20 protein-coding genes are annotated in these 17,793 nt (G+C 71.3%); 16 read left to right on the top strand and 4 right to left on the bottom strand.

Annotated elements, in window-relative coordinates; all coding sequences use genetic code 11:
- Positions 1–34: 34 nt before the first annotated feature.
- From SMD20_RS28455 to SMD20_RS28435, 5 genes are all read left to right on the top strand, one after another.
- The gene (locus SMD20_RS28455; RefSeq protein WP_329586929.1) at positions 35–1,555 is read left to right on the top strand and encodes a bifunctional uroporphyrinogen-III C-methyltransferase/uroporphyrinogen-III synthase; all 1,521 of its coding nucleotides are present in this window, start codon (positions 35–37) and stop codon (positions 1,553–1,555) included.
- Positions 1,552–2,535, top strand: coding sequence for a porphobilinogen synthase (gene hemB, locus SMD20_RS28450; RefSeq protein ID WP_329586927.1), 984 nt, complete (start codon positions 1,552–1,554; stop codon positions 2,533–2,535). The genes SMD20_RS28455 and hemB overlap by 4 nt, the downstream gene beginning before the upstream one ends.
- Before the next feature lie 132 nt (positions 2,536–2,667).
- Positions 2,668–3,297 (top strand): bifunctional DNA primase/polymerase, encoded by a 630-nt coding sequence (locus SMD20_RS28445; RefSeq protein ID WP_329586924.1) that lies wholly within the window; start codon positions 2,668–2,670, stop codon positions 3,295–3,297.
- A 56-nt stretch (positions 3,298–3,353) separates the two neighbouring features.
- Positions 3,354–4,634, top strand: coding sequence for a glutamate-1-semialdehyde 2,1-aminomutase (gene hemL, locus SMD20_RS28440; protein WP_442942610.1), 1,281 nt, complete (start codon positions 3,354–3,356; stop codon positions 4,632–4,634).
- Positions 4,635–4,873: 239 nt separating this feature from the next.
- A complete protein-coding gene (locus SMD20_RS28435) occupies positions 4,874–5,791 on the top strand; it encodes a LysR family transcriptional regulator (protein ID WP_329586919.1) in 918 nt (305 codons plus the stop codon).
- A gap of 6 nt (positions 5,792–5,797) precedes the next feature.
- On the opposite strand, the gene SMD20_RS28430 is transcribed toward SMD20_RS28435, so the two are convergent.
- Positions 5,798–6,655 (bottom strand): DMT family transporter, encoded by an 858-nt coding sequence (locus tag SMD20_RS28430; RefSeq protein WP_329586917.1) that lies wholly within the window; start codon positions 6,653–6,655, stop codon positions 5,798–5,800.
- Positions 6,656–6,698: 43 nt separating this feature from the next.
- On the opposite strand from SMD20_RS28430, the gene SMD20_RS28425 reads away from it, so the two are divergent.
- From SMD20_RS28425 to ccsB, 5 genes are all read left to right on the top strand, one after another.
- Positions 6,699–7,337, top strand: coding sequence for a histidine phosphatase family protein (locus SMD20_RS28425; RefSeq protein ID WP_329586914.1), 639 nt, complete (start codon positions 6,699–6,701; stop codon positions 7,335–7,337).
- Positions 7,338–7,423: 86 nt separating this feature from the next.
- Positions 7,424–7,981, top strand: a complete 558-nt coding sequence (locus SMD20_RS28420; protein WP_329592695.1) for a TlpA family protein disulfide reductase — start codon at positions 7,424–7,426, stop codon at positions 7,979–7,981.
- Complete coding sequence (locus SMD20_RS28415; RefSeq protein WP_329586911.1) at positions 7,974–8,696, top strand: cytochrome c biogenesis CcdA family protein; 723 nt, start codon at positions 7,974–7,976, stop codon at positions 8,694–8,696. The genes SMD20_RS28420 and SMD20_RS28415 overlap by 8 nt, the downstream gene beginning before the upstream one ends.
- The gene (gene resB / locus SMD20_RS28410; protein WP_329586909.1) at positions 8,696–10,255 is read left to right on the top strand and encodes a cytochrome c biogenesis protein ResB; all 1,560 of its coding nucleotides are present in this window, start codon (positions 8,696–8,698) and stop codon (positions 10,253–10,255) included. The genes SMD20_RS28415 and resB overlap by 1 nt, the downstream gene beginning before the upstream one ends.
- Positions 10,245–11,210 carry a c-type cytochrome biogenesis protein CcsB gene (ccsB, locus tag SMD20_RS28405; RefSeq protein ID WP_329586908.1) on the top strand — a complete coding sequence of 322 codons (966 nt, stop codon included), beginning with the start codon at positions 10,245–10,247 and terminating at the stop codon, positions 11,208–11,210. Before resB ends, ccsB begins: the two co-directional genes overlap by 11 nt.
- Before the next feature lie 68 nt (positions 11,211–11,278).
- Here ccsB and SMD20_RS28400 read toward each other — a convergent pair whose 3' ends face one another.
- Positions 11,279–11,575: a PLD nuclease N-terminal domain-containing protein gene (locus SMD20_RS28400; protein WP_329586905.1), complete on the bottom strand. Its 297-nt coding sequence runs from the start codon at positions 11,573–11,575 to the stop codon at positions 11,279–11,281.
- 137 nt (positions 11,576–11,712) lie between these two features.
- Between SMD20_RS28400 and SMD20_RS28395 the strand changes: the two genes are divergently transcribed.
- Both SMD20_RS28395 and SMD20_RS28390 read left to right on the top strand, forming a co-directional pair.
- The gene (locus SMD20_RS28395; RefSeq protein ID WP_329586902.1) at positions 11,713–12,717 is read left to right on the top strand and encodes a hypothetical protein; all 1,005 of its coding nucleotides are present in this window, start codon (positions 11,713–11,715) and stop codon (positions 12,715–12,717) included.
- 11 nt (positions 12,718–12,728) lie between these two features.
- On the top strand, positions 12,729–12,971 hold the full coding sequence (locus tag SMD20_RS28390) for a hypothetical protein (RefSeq protein ID WP_329586900.1): 243 nt from the start codon (positions 12,729–12,731) through the stop codon (positions 12,969–12,971).
- Positions 12,972–13,134: 163 nt separating this feature from the next.
- Here SMD20_RS28390 and SMD20_RS28385 read toward each other — a convergent pair whose 3' ends face one another.
- Positions 13,135–13,356 carry a BldC family transcriptional regulator gene (locus SMD20_RS28385; RefSeq protein ID WP_026214226.1) on the bottom strand — a complete coding sequence of 74 codons (222 nt, stop codon included), beginning with the start codon at positions 13,354–13,356 and terminating at the stop codon, positions 13,135–13,137.
- A 257-nt stretch (positions 13,357–13,613) separates the two neighbouring features.
- Between SMD20_RS28385 and SMD20_RS28380 the strand changes: the two genes are divergently transcribed.
- Positions 13,614–13,832: a DUF4229 domain-containing protein gene (locus SMD20_RS28380; protein WP_329586897.1), complete on the top strand. Its 219-nt coding sequence runs from the start codon at positions 13,614–13,616 to the stop codon at positions 13,830–13,832.
- Here SMD20_RS28380 and SMD20_RS28375 read toward each other — a convergent pair.
- Positions 13,829–15,049, bottom strand: coding sequence for a hypothetical protein (locus tag SMD20_RS28375; protein WP_329586894.1), 1,221 nt, complete (start codon positions 15,047–15,049; stop codon positions 13,829–13,831). The genes SMD20_RS28380 and SMD20_RS28375 overlap by 4 nt on opposite strands.
- Before the next feature lie 78 nt (positions 15,050–15,127).
- Here SMD20_RS28375 and SMD20_RS28370 point away from each other — a divergent pair, with 78 nt between their 5' ends.
- From SMD20_RS28370 to SMD20_RS28360, 3 genes are all read left to right on the top strand, one after another.
- Entirely contained in the window at positions 15,128–15,844 is a 717-nt protein-coding gene (locus SMD20_RS28370; RefSeq protein WP_329586891.1) for a demethylmenaquinone methyltransferase, read from the top strand.
- A gap of 234 nt (positions 15,845–16,078) precedes the next feature.
- Entirely contained in the window at positions 16,079–17,332 is a 1,254-nt protein-coding gene (locus SMD20_RS28365; protein WP_329586889.1) for a geranylgeranyl reductase family protein, read from the top strand.
- 64 nt (positions 17,333–17,396) lie between these two features.
- A complete protein-coding gene (locus SMD20_RS28360; RefSeq protein ID WP_020542657.1) occupies positions 17,397–17,792 on the top strand; it encodes an NADH-quinone oxidoreductase subunit A in 396 nt (131 codons plus the stop codon).
- The last annotated feature ends 1 nt before the right edge of the window (position 17,793 follow it).

Genomic DNA, 17,793 nt, shown 5'->3' with positions numbered 1-17,793 from the left:
CTCCGATAGTCCAACCTCCGGTCTCGTCGCCTTCGTGGGCGCGGGTCCCGGCGACCCCAACCTGCTCACGCTCCGCGGCGCCGAGCTGCTCGGCAAGGCCGACGTCGTGGTGCTCGGCGAGGAGGCGCACCGCGCGCTGCTGCGTCATGCCCGCGAGGGCGTGCAGGTCGTCGAGGCCGACGACGCGCTGACGGGTCTCGTCAAGCGCGCCAAGGACGGCGGGCTCGTGGTGCGCCTGTGCCCCGGCGACCCCATGCTGTTCTCCTCGATCACGGAGGAGGCCGCGGCCTGCGCCGCGGCGGAGGTGGACTTCGAGGTCGTGCCCGGCGTCCCGCCCGCGACCGCCGTGCTCACCTACGCGGGCATCCCGCCGGCGACGGCCGTGCCCGAGTTCCGCGTCGTGGACGCCGCGCAGGAGCAGGACTGGTCCTCCCACGCCGCCTGCCCCGGCACGCTGGTCATCTACAACGGCATCGCCGAGGCCGTGTCCATCGGCAAGGCGCTCATCGCGGGCGGCAAGCCCGACACCACGCCCGTCGCGGTCAGCAGCGGCGGCACCACCACCGAGCAGTACACCGTCGTGTCCTCGCTCGGGCGGCTGCAGGCCGACCTCAAGCACGCCGGGTTCACCGAGCCCGCGCTGATCGTCGTCGGCGAGGCCGTGGGGCTGCGCGAGAAGCTGTCGTGGTTCGAGACCAAGCCGCTGTTCGGCTGGCGGGTGCTGGTGCCCCGCACCAAGGAGCAGTCGCGGAGCCTGTCGGAGCAGCTCGTCTCCTACGGCGCGGTGCCCGAGGAGGTGCCGACCATCTCGGTCGAGCCGCCGCGCACCCCGCAGCAGATGGACCGCGCCATCAAGGGCCTGGTCACCGGCCGCTACGAGTGGGTGGCCTTCACCAGCGCCAACGCCGTCAAGGCCGTGCGCGAGAAGTTCGAGGAATACGGCCTCGACGCCCGCGCCTTCGCCGGGCTCAAGGTGGCCGCCGTCGGCGAGGCGACCTCGCGTGCCCTGATCGAGTTCGGCGTCAGGCCCGACCTGCTGCCCTCTGGCGAGCAGTCGTCGGAGGGGCTGGTGGCCGAGTGGCCGCCGTACGACTCGATGCTCGACCCGATCAACCGGGTGCTGCTGCCGCGCGCCGACATCTCGACCGACACGCTGGTGGCCGGGCTGACCGAGCTGGGCTGGGAGTGCGACGACGTCACGGCCTACCGCACCGTGCGGGCCGCGCCGCCGCCCGCGCCGATCCGCGAGGCGATAAAGGGCGGCGGCTTCGACGCCGTGCTCTTCACCTCCTCCTCCACGGTGCGCAACCTCGTGGGCATCGCCGGCAAGCCGCACAACGTCACCGTGATCGCGGTCATCGGGCCGCAGACGGCCAAGACCGCCGAGGAGTTCGGGCTCCGGGTGGACGTCATGGCCGACAAGCCATCCGCCTCCGCGCTGGCCGCCGCCGTGGCCGAGTACGGAGCCAAGCAGCGCCAGGCGGCGCTGGCCGCGGGCGACACGCCGCGCAGGCCCTCACAGAACCGCCGTGGCGCGAGAAGGAGAGCCAGATGAGCGCACGCTTCCCCGTGGCGCGTCCCCGCAGGCTGCGCGGCACTCCCGCGCTGCGCCGGATGGTGGCGGGCACCAGGATCGACCCCGCCGACCTGATCCTGCCGGTGTTCGTCAAGGAGGGCATCGCCGAGCCGCAGCCGGTGGTCTCGATGCCGGGCGTGTTCCAGCACACCTCCGACTCGCTGCGCAAGGCGGCCCACGAGGCGGCCGAGGCGGGCGTGGGCGGGCTGATCCTGTTCGGCATCCCGGCGGTCAAGGACGCGCGCGGCTCGGCCGCCGACGACCCCGACGGCGTGCTCCAGAAGGCGCTGCGGGAGGTGAGCGCCGAGGTCGGCGACGCGCTCGTGGTCATGGCCGACACCTGCCTCGACGAGTTCACCGACCACGGGCACTGCGGCATCCTGACCCCGTCGGGCGACGTCGACAACGACGCCACGCTGGAGCGCTACGCCTCCGTCGCGGTGGCCCAGGCCGACGCGGGCGCCCAGATGATCGCGCCGAGCGGCATGATGGACGGCCAGGTGGGCGCCATCCGCGCCGCGCTCGACGGCGCCGGCCACGCGGGCGTGCCGATCCTCGCCTACTCCGCGAAGTACGCCTCCGCCTTCTACGGCCCGTTCCGCGACGCCGCCGAGTGCGCGCCGCAGTTCGGCGACCGCGCCACCCACCAGCAGGACCCCGCGGGGCCGCTGGACGAGGCGCTGCGCGAGGTCCGGCTCGACCTGGCCGAGGGCGCGGACGCCGTCATGGTCAAGCCCGCCCTGGCCTATCTCGACATCATCGCCGCCGTCCGCCGCGAGGTGGACGTGCCGGTCGCCGCCTACCAGGTGAGCGGCGAGTACGCGATGGTCGAGGCGGCCGCGGCCAACGGCTGGGTGGACCGCGAGCGGACGATCATGGAGTCGCTGGTCGCCATCAAGCGGGCCGGCGCCGACCTGATCCTGACCTACTGGGCCACCGAGGTGGCACGGAGGCTCTAACCAAGGGGTTTCCCGTCAACTCGTGGGGCCTGTGCGTTAGAGTGCGATGACAAGTGCTGGTGTGTCCCGCGTGAGCGAACGCCCGCCCGGAGCCGGGACCTCTTCAGGCGCGGGATTCGACGGGAGACACCAATGGTGGGGGTACCTCTGGCTCGGCGTACCAAAAAGCGGGCGCGGCCGACGCGCATCGCGACCGTGCTCGACTACGCCGCGATGGGCTGGCCCGTGGTGCCGGGCGCCTATCCGCTGCCCACCGGGCCGCGGGCGTGCTCCTGTGACCGGCTCGGCTGTCCCGACCCGGGCGCCCATCCGCTCTCGCCGGCCTGGCCGCTGCTCGCCACCACCGACCCCGCGCAGCTCTCCCGCTGGTGGCAGGCCGAGCCCGAGGCGGGTGTGATCCTGCCCACCGGCCGCGTCTTCGACGTCTTCGACGTACCGCTCGCCGTCGGCCTCATGGCGCTCACGAGGATCGACGAGGTGGGCGCCCACTCCGGCCCGGTCGCCGCTCAAGGCGACCGGGTCTTGTTCTACGTGGCCACCCGCGGCAACCCCGAGGACGAGGACGAGTGGTGGTCCTGCCACCTCGACTGCGACCCGGCCGCCATCGACGACACGCCGGGCCTGCGCTGGCACTGCCGCGACAGCTACGTGCTCGCGCCGCCCTCGCACCTGCCCTTCGGCCGGCAGGTCTCCTGGCTGCGGCCCCCGGACGGGCGGCCCCTGCCCGACCCGCTGCGCATCCTGGAGTGGCTCGCCGACTGAGCGGCCCCTCGCCCTGGGGCGGCCCCGGGCCCGACTAACCTGGTCGGGTGAGCCGCATAGAGAGATCCGAGGACCTGTTCGCCCGCGCCCGCCGGATCGTGCCGGGAGGCGTCAACTCCCCGGTGCGCGCGTTCGGCGCGGTCGGCGGCACCCCGCGCTTCATGGCCGCCGGCCAGGGCCCCTACATCACCGACGTCGACGGCAACCGCTACGTCGACCTGGTGTGCTCCTGGGGGCCGATGATCCTCGGCCACCGTCATCCCGCGGTCGTCGACGCGGTCTCCGAGGCGGTCGCCCATGGCTTCTCGTACGGCACCGCCACGCCCGGCGAGGTCGAGCTGGCCGAGGAGATCGTCTCCCGGGTGGCGCCGGTGGAGAAGGTGCGGCTGGTCAGTTCGGGCACCGAGGCCACGATGAGCGCGGTGCGGCTGGCGCGCGGGTTCACCGGGCGGTCCAAGGTGATCAAGTTCGCCGGGTGCTACCACGGGCACGTGGACGCCCTGCTGGCCTCGGCCGGGTCCGGTGTGGTGACCTTCGGGCTGCCGGACACGCCGGGCGTGACCGGGGCGTCGGCGGCGGACACGATCGTGCTCCCGTACAACGACGTGGCGGCCGTCGAGGACGCGTTCGCCCAGGCCGACATCGCGTGCGTGATCACCGAGGCGTGCCCGGCCAACATGGGCGTGGTGCCGCCGCGTGACGGCTTCAACCAGCGGCTGCGCGAGCTGTGCACGGCCCACGGCGCGCTGCTCATCGTGGACGAGGTGCTGACCGGCTTCCGCGTCTCGGCGGCCGGCTGGTACGGCCTCGACCCGGTCGAAGCCGACCTGATGACGTTCGGCAAGGTGATGGGCGGCGGGCTGCCGGCGGCGGCGTTCGGCGGCCGGGCCGAGGTGATGGCCTACCTCGCGCCGGAGGGGCCGGTCTACCAGGCGGGCACGCTGTCGGGCAATCCCTTGGCCTGCGCCGCGGGCCTGGCGACGCTGCGGGCGCTGGACGAGGCGGCGTACGCGCGGGTGGACGCCGCGGCGCTCGCGGTGGGCGACGCCGCCGCGCAGGCGCTGGGCAAGGCCGGGGTGCCGCACCGGCTCCAGCGGGCCGGCAGCCTGTTCTCGATCTTCTTCACCGATGCCGAGGTGACGAACTTCGCCGAGGCGAAGACCCAGGACACCGGCGCTTTCACCGCGTTCTTCCACGCGATGCTCGACCAGGGGGTCTACCTGCCGCCGTCGGCGTACGAGGCGTGGTTCCTGTCGGCCGCGCACGACGACGAGGCGATCGAGCGCGTCGTCGCGGCGCTGCCCGCCGCGGCCGAGGCCGCCGCGGCCGCGAAGTAGTCGCGGCCCTGGGCTTCGGAGGGCTGAGCCCGCCCGCGGACGCCGGAACCGGCGCTCAGCGGGCGGGCTTCTGGTAGCGGATGCGCTGCTCGCGAGCCTGCTCGGCGAGCTCCTTGAGGTACGAGGGAGTGGCGGGCTGCTGCTTCTTCGACTTGATGATTCGCATGCATCTATTTTCATCTGCTACACAATCAACCACAAGCGAGACTTTCTACGCTAAACCCTTTAGTCTGGCTTACATGTTGGACCTGAACCGCCTCAAGGCCCTGCACGCGGTGCACGTCTACGGCTCGGTCGGCGCGGCGGCGGACGCGCTCATGGTCACCCCCTCGGCCGTGTCACAGCAGATCGCCAAGCTGGAGCGCGAGACCGGCGCCCGGCTCATGGAGCGCAACGGCCGCGGCGTCCGGCTGACCGACGCGGCCGGGCTGCTCGCCGAGCACGCCGAACGCATCCTCGCCCTGGTCGAGACCGCCGAGGCGGACTTCGAGGCGCTGCGCGGCGAGGTCGTCGGCCGGCTCAACGTGGCCGCCTTCCCCACCGCCGCCCGCGGCCTCATGCCGCAGGCCCTGGTCGCGCTCCGCGGCCGCCATCCCGACCTGTGGATCCAGCTCAACGAGCGCGAGCCCGAGCGGGTCGTACGCGACGTCGCCAGGGGAGAGCTGGACCTCGGCATCGTCCAGGACTGGCTCAACCGGCCCATGGCGCTGCCCGACGGCCTGTCCAGGGCCACGCTGCTGGACGACGTCGCGGACGTGGCGATACCCGCGGGGCACCCGCTGGCCGGCTCGCGGGAGATCGAGCTGGCCGCCCTGCACGGCGAGCGCTGGATCAGCTCCACTCCCGGCACCGTGTGCCACGACTGGCTCGTGTACACGCTGCGCAACGCCTCGCTGGAGCCGGAGATCGCCTGCCTGGCCGACGAGTACCCGACCCAGCTCGCGCTGGTCGCCGCCGGGCTCGGCTGCGCGATCGTGCCGCGACTCGGCCGCTACGTGCCCGAGGGCGTCGCCATGGTGCCGATCAGGCCGCGGCAGGCCCGCCGCATCTACGCCGTCTGGCGTGCCGACGCGGCCCGCCGCCCGGCCATCAGGGCCCTGGTCGACACCCTGATGGAGGTCAGCAGGGAGCAGGAGAACGCCTGGGCCGTACGCTGAGCTCCCTCAGCTCAGGGCGATCGCCACGACGCCGCCCAGGATCACCCCCGACGCCAGCAGCCGGCGCGGAAGGTCGCCCTCGGCCAGCAGCCGCCCGCCCAGCACCACGGCGATCAGCACGCTGATCTCCCGCGCCGGCGCGACCACGGTCACCGGCGCCATCGTGAACGCGACCAGCACCAGCAGGTACGACACGAAGATCAGCACCGCCGCCCCGGCGATCCGCCACCGATGCTCCCGCCACACCGGCGCGACCAGCTCCCGCCGCGTGGCCAGCACGACCGGCGCCAGCACCAGCGCCCGCCCGACCTCGCCCAGGTAGATGAGCGTGAGCGGCGCCACCCCGAACGGCCCCACCACCTGCGAGTCCCACACCGTGTACCCGGCGATGAACAGCCCGACGACCAGGCCGGGCGCGACCGAGCGCAGATCGGCGCGGCCCGCGCCCCGGCCCAGCAGGAACACCCCCACGCCGACCAGCACGATCCCCGCCACGTTGGCGACGGACGGCCGCTCGCCCAGGAACAGCACCGCCACCAGGCTCGCCAGCATCGGCCCCGTGCCGCGCGCCACCGGGTAGACCATGGACAGGTCGCCGGTGCCGTACCCGCGCTGGAGCAGCAGGAAGTAGCTCATGTGCAGGGCCGTGCTGCCGCCGATCACCGCGAGGTCCGTCCAGGACGGCACGTCGCCCGTCACCACCAGGTATCCGGCGAACAGCGGCGCCCACAGCGCCGCGCCGGCCACCGCCACCAGCCAGACGAAGACCACCCCGTCGGCCTGGGAGGAGCGTTTGCTCAGCAGGTTCCAGGTGGCGTGGGCGAAGGCGGCGACGAGTACGAGGAGGAGGGCCCAGGGACTCACCCGGGGACCTTATCCCGAGGCGAGCGGATAGGCTGTGCCCACCATGGCTGAATCGACCGTCGTCCACCTTCTGCGCCACGGTGAGGTGCACAACCCGAAGGGCATCCTCTACGGCAGGCTGCCCGGCTACCACCTGTCCGAGACAGGTCACCTCATGGCCGAGACGGTCGCCAAGGCGGTCGGCGGCCGTGACATCGTCGCCCTCTACAGCTCGCCCCTGGAGCGCGCGCTGGAGACCGCGGCCCCCCTCGCCGCCAAGCTCGGGCTGGAGGTCCGGCAGGACGAGCGCCTCCTCGAAGCGGCCAACCTGCTGGAGGGCCGGCCCGTCGCGCAAGGGGTGGGGCTGTTCCGCGACTGGCGCAACTACCGCTACTTCTGGAACCCGATGCGCCCGTCCTGGGGCGAGCCCTACCCGGTGATCGTGCGGCGGATGAAATCGATGATCGACGACGCGCGGGCGGCGGCGCGCGGGCACGAGACCGTGCTCGTCAGCCACCAGTTGCCGATCTGGTCGATCAGGATGGCGGCCGAGGGCCGCCGGCTCTGGCACGACCCGCGCCGCAGGCAGTGCGCGCTGGCCAGCCTCACGACGTTCACCTTCGACGGTGACCGGCTCATCAGCATCGGCTACAGCGAGCCGGCCGGGTCGCTGGACACCGGGCCGTCCGTCCCGGGCGCCTGAGCCCGATGTCCGGATCGCCCGGACCCACCGGTAGAGTTGCAAGCTCTACCGGTTGTAGTACAAGGAGATCTTCCTCCGTGCGCGCCATGTCCCTCTCCCTCGCCCTCCTGGCCGTGCTGGCCGCGGGGTGCGCCGGCAATCAGAGCGGTCAGCCGGAGGCGGGCGACACCCGGTTCGTCGCCGGCGACGGGAAGATGCAGGTCTTCGCCGCCGGCGAACGCAAGCCGGCCCCGGCGGTCGAGGGCCCGACCCTCGACGGCGGCACCGCCTCGCTGGCCGCCCACAAGGGCAAGGTCGTGGTCATCAACTTCTGGGCGTCCTGGTGCGGGCCCTGCCGGGGCGAGGCGCCGGTGCTCAAGGAGGTCGCGGCCAAGACCAAGGGCACCGGCGTCGAGTTCGTCGGCGTCGACTTCAAGGACCGGCAGGCCGACGCGCTCGCCTTCGAGCGCACCGAGCAGCCCGGCTACCCGTCCATCTTCGACCAGCCGGGCAAGGTCGCGCTGGCCTTCCAGGGCACGGTGCCGCCCGCGGCCATCCCGTCCACGCTGATCATCGACAAGCAGGGCCGCATCGCCGCCCGCGCGCTCGGCGCCGTCAAGTACACCGACCTCATGGACACCGTCACCAAGGTCCGCGATGAATGACCTCGTCGCCTCGGGCTCGCTGCTGCTCGCCGTGCCGATCGCGGTGCTCGCGGGCGTGGTGTCGTTCCTGTCGCCGTGCGTGCTGCCGCTGGTGCCCGGCTACCTGTCGTACGTCACCGGCATGAGCGCCGACCCCAGGCGGGGGCGGCTGGTGCTCGGGGCGGCGCTGTTCGTGGCCGGGTTCGGGCTCGTGTTCGTGCTCAGCGGGGCGCTGTTCGGCGGGCTCGGCTCGGTCATGCTGGGCAACGCCGAGATCATCACGCGGGTGCTCGGGGTGCTGACCATCGTGCTCGGGCTGGCGTTCCTGGGCGTGATCCCGGGGCTCATGCGCGACGTGCGGATCCACCGGCTCCCCGCGGCGGGGCTGGCCGGGGCGCCGCTGCTCGGCGTGGTGTTCGGGCTCGGCTGGACGCCGTGCATCGGGCCGACGCTGGCCGTGGTGCTGACGCTCGGGCTCAACGAGGGCAGCGCCGGGCGCGGCGCCCTGCTGGCCGTCGCGTACGCGCTCGGCCTCGGACTGCCGTTCGTGGCGGCGGCGCTGGCCTACAGCAGGGCCCTGCGCACGTTCCGCGCCATCCGCAAGCACTCGCGCCTGATCACCAGGATCGGCGGCGGGATGATGGTGGCCGTCGGCGTGCTGCTGGTGACCGGTCTGTGGGGGGAGATGATCGCGGCCATGCAGGGTGTGATCGGCGCGTTCGAGCCGGTGATCTGATGAGCGTGCGGGAGCTGGAGCGCGAGCGGTCGCCCAAGCAGGCCGGGCTCGGCCCGGTGGGCTGGCTGCGGTGGGCGTGGCGCACGCTCACCTCGATGAAGACCGCGCTCATCCTGCTGTTCCTGCTGGCGCTCGGCTCGGTGCCCGGCTCGCTGATCCCGCAGCGCGGCGTCGACCCCGACAAGGTCGCCAGGCTCTACGACGAGAGCCCCGCCCTGGCCGAGTGGTACGACCGCCTCCAGCTCTTCGAGGTCTTCTCCTCCACCTGGTTCGCCGCGGTCTATCTGCTGCTGTTCACCTCGCTCATCGGCTGCATCATCCCGCGCACCCTGACCTACGTGCGCGAGCTGCGCCGCAAGCCGCCCGCCGCGCCGAAGAACGTCACCAAGCTGCCGCACGCGGCCGTCATCGAAGACGGGCCGAGCCTGGACGAGGCCGCCAGGCGGCTGCGCGGGCTGCGCTTCCGCGTGGTCACCGGCGACGGCTGGGTCTCGGCGGAGAAGGGCTACCTGCGCGAGACCGGCAACCTGTTCTTCCACGTCGCGCTGCTCGGCATCCTCTTCGCGATCGGCGTCGGCTCGCTCTTCGGCTACCGCGGCAACGTGCTCGTCGTCGAGGGCGACGGCTTCGCCAACACCGTGGCCGCCTACGACCGGTTCATGCCGGGCAACCAGGTGTCGGCCGAGTCGCTGGAGCCGTTCACACTGCGGCTCGACGACTTCACCGTCTCCTACCAGGTGGCCGGCGAGAAGCGGGGGCAGGCCCTCGACTACACCGCCCACCTCAAGGTCAACGACACGCCGGACGCGCCCGTCCGCGACGTCGAGCTCAAGGTCAACACGCCGCTGGAGATCGACGGCACGCAGACCTACCTCATCGGCAACGGCTACGCGCCGGTCTTCCGGGTCACCGACGGCAAGGGGCAGGTCGCCTTCGAGGGGCCGGTGCCCTGCCTGATCGAGGACAAGGCCACGATGACCTCGGGCTGCGTGGTCAAGGCCCCAGACGCGCAGCCGTCGCAGCTCGGCTTCCTGCTGCGGTTCCTGCCGACCAGCGTGCCGCTCACCGACGGCACCCACGCCTCCGCCTTCCCCGGCGAGCTCAACCCCGAGGTGCAGCTCCTCGGGGCGTTCTCCGGCGACCTCGGGCTGCGCAACGGGCAGCCGCAGTCGGTCTACGAGCTCGCCCCGCCGGAGACGCTGAAGAAGCTCAAGCCGCTGCTGATGGGCACCGCGGTGCCCAAGCCGCTCGCGGTCGGGCAGTCGGTCGAGCTGCCCGGCGGGGCGGGCAAGCTGGAGTTCACCGGCGTCAAGCAGTGGATGACGCTGCAGATCGCCTACGACCCGGGACGGCTGCCCGCGCTGCTGTTCGCCGGTCTCGCGGTCGTGTCCATCGCGGCGTCGCTGCTGATCAGGCGGCGGCGGGTGTTCGTCCGGGTCAAGGGCGAAACGGTCGAGGTCGGGGGCCTCACCCGCACCGAGGGCTCCGCGGCGGGCTTCGCCGAGGAGTTCGCCGACATCGTCAAGGTTCTATCAGCAGGAGAGAAAGATGTCCGCTGAGCAACTCGCCGAGCTGAGCGACCTTACCGTCGTCGCCGCGGTCCTGCTCTACGTCCTCGCGATGATCGCCTTCGCGACGGAGCTGGCCTTCGGCCGCTTCGTCGCGGGCAAGAAGAACGCGGCGAGGTCCGCCCGGCCCGTCAGGCAGACGGTCACGGTCGGCGCCGCCGCGGAGGGCGGCGCAGACGACGCCGCTTCGGAGCCCGTGGTGCCCGAGAGCCCCCCGCCGTCGCGGCTGGCGGCGCGGGCCGGGACGGTCGGGCTGGCGCTGGGCTGGCTGGGCTGGGCCGCCAACCTGGCCGCCATCGCGACCCGCGGCCTCGCCGTCGGCCGCTGGCCCTGGGGCAACATGTACGAGTTCGTCGTGGCGCTCTGCTTCGCCGCCGTCACGGCGTTCCTGCTCACCCAGCTCCGCCACAACGTGCGTTTCCTCGGCGCGTTCGTCATGGTCACGGCCGCGCTCGGGCTGGGCGCGGCGGTAAAGATCTTCTACACCGCCGCGGGGCCCGTGGTGCCGGCGCTGAACTCGTACTGGATCGCCATCCACGTCTCGGCGGCGATCATCGCCAGCGGGCTGTTCGCGCTGGCGGGCGTCGCGGGCGTGCTCTATCTGGTGCGCGGTGACGGGATGTCGCGCCTGCCCTCCCGTGAGGACCTGGAGCGGGTGGCGCACCGGGCGATCGTGTTCGCCTTCCCGCTGTGGACGTTCGCGGTGATCGCGGGCGCGCTGTGGGCCGACCGCGCATGGGGCCGCTACTGGGGCTGGGACCCCAAGGAGGTCTGGTCGTTCATCACGTGGGTGGCCTACGCGGCCTACCTGCACGCCCGCGTGACGGCCGGCTGGAGGGGGAAGGCGGCCACGGTCGTGCAGCTCGTGGCGTTCGCCTGCCTGCTGTTCAACCTGATCGGCGTCAACATCTTCGTCGGCGGGATGCACAGCTACGCCGACGTCTGAGCCGACCGACCGGCCCCGGCTCATCGAGCCGGGGCGGGGCCGCTCAGTGCTCATTGAGCCGGGGCCGCTCAGTGCTGCTCGTCGCCGCCGCGCATGCGCCGGTCGAGGTCGCGCAGGAAGTCGGGGTCGTCGTCGGGACCCTTCGGCATGCCGGGACCGGGGGAGACCGACCAGACCTGCCGCTCGACCCGCGGGCGGCCGCGTGCCATCCAGATGAGCCCGCCGACCAGCGGAATCAGCACGACGACCATGATCCACAGTGTTTTTGGTACGTTCCTGACCTCGTCTTCAGGGGTAGTGACGACGTCGAAGAGCGAGAAGAGCCAGAAGGCCAGCAGCGCCAGTCCGATGAGAACACCTGCCATGCCCGAACTGTAAGCCATCTGCGACGTGCTCGTGCTTCCCGATGTCCCATTTCGGGTGACTAGCAGAAGATCCCCGTCGTACGGTGGGAGCAGAGAACCGTGGAACCCACGGGGTTCCTCAGTCGTTGAGGGGTGCGATGGCCTTTTCTCAGGACAAGGGCCGGCATCGTCGCGGCCGCTGGTGGCGGCGGGGGTCGTACCTCTTCTCCCGTAAGGCCGAGGCGCCGAGCGGCGCGGACCGTTCATTCTGGTCCGGCGCGCGTGAGAGGCCCGGAGAGGCTCCGGAGGCCCGCGCCGAGGGCCGGAAGCCCGAGGAGACCCTGCGAAGCCGCAGGCCGGGCGCTGAGCGGCCGGAACGCCGCTCCTGGCCCGGCGCCGACCAGCCGCCCGACCAGCGGAGCTGGGACGGCTTCGCGGTCCGCGAGCGCCACGAGCGGTTGTCCGCCGCCGTCATCGAACGCCCCCGCTACACCTGGGACGACTTCGAGCTCGACGACCGCCCGCCGCGCGCCCAGCCGCACCGCCCCGAGGCCCCGTCGCTGGGCGACGGCCTGCGCCACTGCGGGAAGCTGGAGTCGATCCTGCACCGCCAGTGGGACGCCCGGCTCGGCCCGCCGCCGCCCGACGTCGTCCGGGCCGTCGAGAGCCTGGCGCGGCTGCCCGACCGGCTCAAGGAGAAGCTGGCGGCCGGCCTGGAGGGCATCTACGTCGGCCCCGGCGGCGTCCCCGACCTCGACGACATGGGCTACTTACGCGGCGCCCCGCTGCCCTCGGGCCGTGCCACCTGGGACATCTGCGCCGGCGCGTACGGCGACCGCAAGATCGTCGTCGGCGACCGCCCCTCGCCGACCCCCGACGTGATGATGCACGAGGTCGGCCACGCCATCGACGACGTCGACTCCGCCTACGGGGCCTGGGTGTCGGACTCGCCGGAGTTCGTCAGCCTCTACGACAAGGCCCGCCCCATGCTGGCCTCCGCCTTCCACCGGCAGGGCGGCGGGCTCGGCCGCAAGGAGTTCTTCGCCGACGCCTTCGCGGCCATCGCCTCCCGGCAGCGTCCCGCGCTGGTCGACATGCTCGGGGGTGACACGCGGATGGCGCTCGACGTCATGCTGTTCTTCAACCGGCGCTACGGAATCTAGGAGACTCGCTCATGTACGTCATCCGGCTCGCGGACGGCACCGTGCGCGTGCCGCAGAGCCTGGCCAGCGAGGACGGGCGGCTGATCGGCAACGCCTACGCGGAGCTGCGGCCCGGCGATCCGGACTACGAGCGGTGGCTGGCCGAGTCGCTGACGGAGGAGGAGCTGGAGACGCGCCGGGAGCGCTGGCGTCAGGAGAACGACGACCTGGAGCGCGAGTTCCTCGCGTTCAAGGCGCAGCAGGACGACGGCTGAGCCGAGGCCGCCCGCGTGGGGCCGCCGGACAGGCGCCAGCCACGGTCGGCGGTTGGCGCCGCCCCGTGCTTGCCGTACGGAAGTTGAGCCGGGAAGCACGCGAACTTCAGGTCCCGCGGGCGGTGACCCTGCAGGATCACAGGATCACCGTCGTGACGGAACGTCAGACGCGCGGGGACTCCCCCGCCGGCCTGTCGGCCGTGAGAACGTCCTCGCCTCGGAGAAGGGCGTGCACTTCCGACTCGCGGAAACGCCGGTGCCCTCCGGGGGTGCGGATACTGCTGATGCGGCCTGCCGCAGCCCAGCGCGTAACCGTCTTTGGGTCTACCCGGAAGAGGGCGGCAACCTCTCCTGGGGTCAGCAGACGCTCGCTGCTACTCTCCACCAATCTCTCCCCCTCGCATCCCGCTTCCTGCCAGCGGGCGGACAGGTAACCAGTGTGTCGAGCGAAGCCTGATTTATCCGTGGTTTTCGGAGAAGATCACGGGTTGTTATCAGCTGACTGCCCGATTGTTATATGATAGAGCCTCTTTGGGGCTCTCGTGGGTGTTTCTTTACGAAACTCCCTAACTGGGAACAGTAGCAGCGCTCGCGCCCGATGCGAAGAGCGACCGGGAGACAAGCCCGAGTAACCTCGAAGGCGTGCATCCCGTTGTCGTTTACACCGCCAGCCGCGTCCTGCTGTTCCTCGTCACGCTCGGCATCTTGAAGCTGCTCGGCCTGCAAAACCTGCTGGCACTCCTCGTGGCGTCGTTCTTGATCAGCGGAGTGGCCAGCTATGTCCTGCTGTCCAAGCAGCGTGACGCCATGAGCGCACGAATCAGCGACAGGCTCAACCGGCCGGAGCCGCAGGACGACTAGGGCAGGGGGAACATGCCAATCCGGGCATGGTACTCCCGTCCGAGTCTCGTTGTGTCACTACCGACAAGTAGTCCGGTGGGTTGCGCGGAAAACGCCTTCACGCCGATGCCGCGCTCCCGCGTGGGATTCCAGCCGAGCGCCATTCCAGTGCTCGGATGAATGGCGCCGATGCCCGGTCGCGCGACCGCGCCCGGGCCGGGCGTGTCGCGTCCCTGCGGATTGTTCAGCCAGCGCTGGTGCCCGCCGACGTACACCGCGGCCCCCGTCACCGCGACCGCGTAGAGCGAGTCGCCGCCCGTCGCGTTGACCCAGGTGGGACGGATGGCCGAGCCCTTGGCGAAGGTCTCGAAGCGGGCCGCCGTGTCGCAGATCCCGCCCTTCGGGCCGCCGGTGGTGACCACCACGAAATAGCTGCTGTCGGGGGAGAAGTCGAGGCCGCGCACGTACGAGGGGAACGTGTCGGCGCACTTGTGCGCGTAGGTGTCGGTCCGCCACGGCGCGACCCTGGCGACCGGGCCGGTCACGTCGATCAGCCCGAGCTGCGGCCGTGACTGCCCGTCGAGCGTGGTGAACGAGCCGTCCACCAGCAGCCGGCCGCGGGCGAGCGCCAGCGCGTGCACCTTCACCTTCGGCGTCAGCGGCCCGCCCGGCCTGATCGCGAAGCCGGGGTCGGCGGCGCCCGTGGTGGCGTCGAGCCGGGCCAGCGCCTGGCGCGGGCCGGTGAAGTCGCCGCCGACGTAGAGGCTGCCGCCCTGCCGGGCGAGGGTGTTCACCGTGCCGCCGACGAGGTTGGGCGCGAAGCCGGGCACCAGGGCGCCGTCGGAGAGCCGGACCCGGGCGAGGCCGCGGGCGCGGGCGTTGTTGAGGCTGTAGAACTCGCCGCCGACGTAGACGGTGCCGTCGTCGCCGGCCGCGAGGCCGTACACGGGGCCGGGGACCATCGGGGCGAAGGCCGCCAGGATGCGGCCGGTCGGCAGGTCGAAGGCGAACAGGTTGGCGCGCGCCACGACCACTTTGCGGGCGGCGTCGCTCACCTCGCTGAAGGAGCCGCCGACCACGACGGTGCGGCCGACGACGGCGATGGCGTTGACGATGCCGTCCAGGACATGAGGGGTGTGGTCGACCGGGTCGGCCGACACCACGCGGTCCTGGGCGACAGGACCGTGGGCGGCCGGGGCCGAAGCGATGATCGCCGCAAGGGCGACGCGGGCAAACATTCCTCAACAACTAGCAGACCCAGAGTAATGAGAGCGTCACTTTCCGTTGATTGTCCCGAAAGCCATAAGCTTTCCCGCATGACGCGCGCTCAGTTGGACAAGCAGCCGGACGAGGTCGCCGCGATGTTCGATCGCACCGCCCGGCGCTACGACCTCGTCAACGACGTGATCTCCCTCGGGCAGGTCAGGCTCTGGCGCAAGGCGGTGGCCGCCGCCGTGGACGCCGGCCCCGGCGAGGTCGTGCTCGACCTGGGCGCGGGCACCGGCACCTCCACCGACAGCTTCACCACGCTCGGCGCCCGCGCCATCGCCTGTGACTTCTCGTTCGGCATGCTGAGCACCGGCGTACGCCGCCACGGCGGCAACGCGCTGAGCGGGGAGGGAGTGCCGTTCATCGCGGGCGACGCGATGCGGCTGCCCTTCGCCGACGACACCTTCGACGCGGTGACGATCTCGGTGGCCCTGCGCAACGTCCACGACACCGAGCAGGCGCTGCGCGAGATGCTCCGGGTGACGAGGCCGGGCGGCCGGCTGGTGATCCTGGAGTTCTCGCACGTCACGGTGCCGGCGTTCGACCTGGTCTACCGCGAATATCTCATGCGGCTGCTGCCCAGGATGGCCAAGGTCGTCGGCTCCAACGACGACTCGTACGAATATCTCGCCGAGTCGATCCGCGCCTGGCCCGACCAGCCCACCCTCGCGGGCGTCATCGGGCGGGCCGGCTGGGAGCGGGTGGCCTGGCGCAATCTGACGATGGGCATCGTGGCGATGCACCGGGCTTACAAGGCGGTCTGACGCGCCGGCTGACACGAAATTTTCAGGAATAGTGCGGTCGATGGATTTCGTCCCCGTCCATGCCTCCCCGGTCACGCGTGACACGCCATCCCCGAGGATCACAGAACGGGTCCCCGACTGCCACTATGTACCCGAAAAGCAGTAGACTGCGGGCCGACAAGTTTGTGAAGGGGTTCACAAAGGAACGAAGGCGCCAAACCCCGAGCCTTCGCGTGTGTAGGACAGGACAGTCCAGTGACCGTGCCACCAGCCACACAGGCTGACGCCGACGTCATCGTCGTCGGCGCCGGTCCCGCCGGTTCCGCAACCGCCTTTTACCTCGCTCAGGCCGGTCTCGACGTGCTGCTCCTGGAGAAGACCAGGTTCCCGCGCGAGAAGGTCTGCGGCGACGGCCTGACCCCCAGGGCGGTCAAGCAGTTGCTGAACATGGGCGTCGACATCGACGCCCCCGGCTGGATCAGGAACAAGGGCCTGCGCGTCGTCGGCGGCGGCCACCGCTTCGAGCTCGACTGGCCACAGCTCGAGCGCTTCCCCGACTTCGGCCTCGTCCGCACCCGGCAGGACTTCGACGAGATCGTCGCCGCCAACGCGGTCAAGAACGGCGTACGCCTGATGGAGGGCGTCACCGTCACCGACCCCGTGCTCGACGACCGCAGCGGCCACATCGTCGGCGTGCGCACCAAGGACGGGCGCGTCTTCCGCAGCCGCGTGGTCGTCGCCGCCGACGGCAACAGCACCCGGCTCGCGCTCGGGATGGGCCTGCACAAGCGCGACGACCGCCCGATGGGCGTGGCCGTGCGCACCTACTTCCAGAGCCCCCGCCACGACGACGACTACCTGGAGATCTGGCTGGAGCTCTGGGACGAGGACACGCTGCTGCCCGGCTACGGCTGGATCTTCGGCGTCGGCGACGGCACCGCGAACGTCGGGCTCGGGCTGCTCAACACCAGCGCCCAGTTCAAGAACATCGACTACCGCGACCTGCTGCGCCGCTGGTGCAAGGCCATGCCGGCCGACTGGGAGTTCACCGAGGAGAACATGACGGCCCCGATCCGCGGCGCCGCGCTCCCGATGGCCTTCAACCGGCAGCCCCACTACACGCGCGGCCTGCTGCTCGTGGGCGACTCGGGCGGGTCGATCAACCCGTTCAACGGCGAGGGCATCGCCTACGCGATGGAGACCGGCGAGATCGCCGCCGAGGTCGTCGCCAAGTCGCTCAAGGGCACCACCCCCGCGCAGCAGGAGCGGACGCTGCGCACCTATCCTCAGACGCTGAAGGACGCCTACGGCGGATACTTCACGCTCGGCAGATGGTTCGTCGAGGCGATCGGGAAGCCGGGAGTTATGAGCTTCGGGACCAGGCACGGGCTGCCTCACCCGAGGCTGATGCGCTTCGCCATCAAACTCCTTGGTAATCTCACCGACCGGCGAGGCGATGCGTCAGACCAGATCATCAACGCTCTCTCGAAGGTCGCCCCACCAGCATGAATCCCGCAATCAACAGATCCGGCTGCGCGCCCGCGCGCGCGGCGACTCCAGAGGAGGCGTAGCGATGGACCTTTACGTGCCCATCCTGGTGCTCGCCGTTCTCGCGGGGGGCTTCGCGATCTTCTCGGTCGCCATCGCTCCCTTCACCGGCCCCAAGCGCTGGAACCGCGCCAAGCTTGACGCCTATGAATGCGGCATCGAGCCGACGCCCCAGCCCGTCGGTGGCGGACGGTTCCCGCTCAAGTACATGGTCACCGCGATGCTCTTCATCGTGTTCGACATCGAGATCATCTTCCTATACCCGTGGGCGGTCTCCTTCGCGCCGCTGCGCAACGACGCGGGCCAGGTGATCATGCCAGGGCTCGGGCTGTTCGCCCTGGTGGAGATGCTCCTGTTCATCGTCACCGTGCTCGTCGCCTACGCGTACGTGTGGCGCCGCAAGGGTCTGGACTGGGACTGAA

Source organism: Nonomuraea sp. LP-02 (assembly GCF_036289125.1).
In the GTDB taxonomy this organism is placed as follows: Bacteria; Actinomycetota; Actinomycetes; order Streptosporangiales; family Streptosporangiaceae; genus Nonomuraea; species Nonomuraea bangladeshensis.
This window is presented reverse-complemented; position numbering and strand designations above follow the sequence as displayed.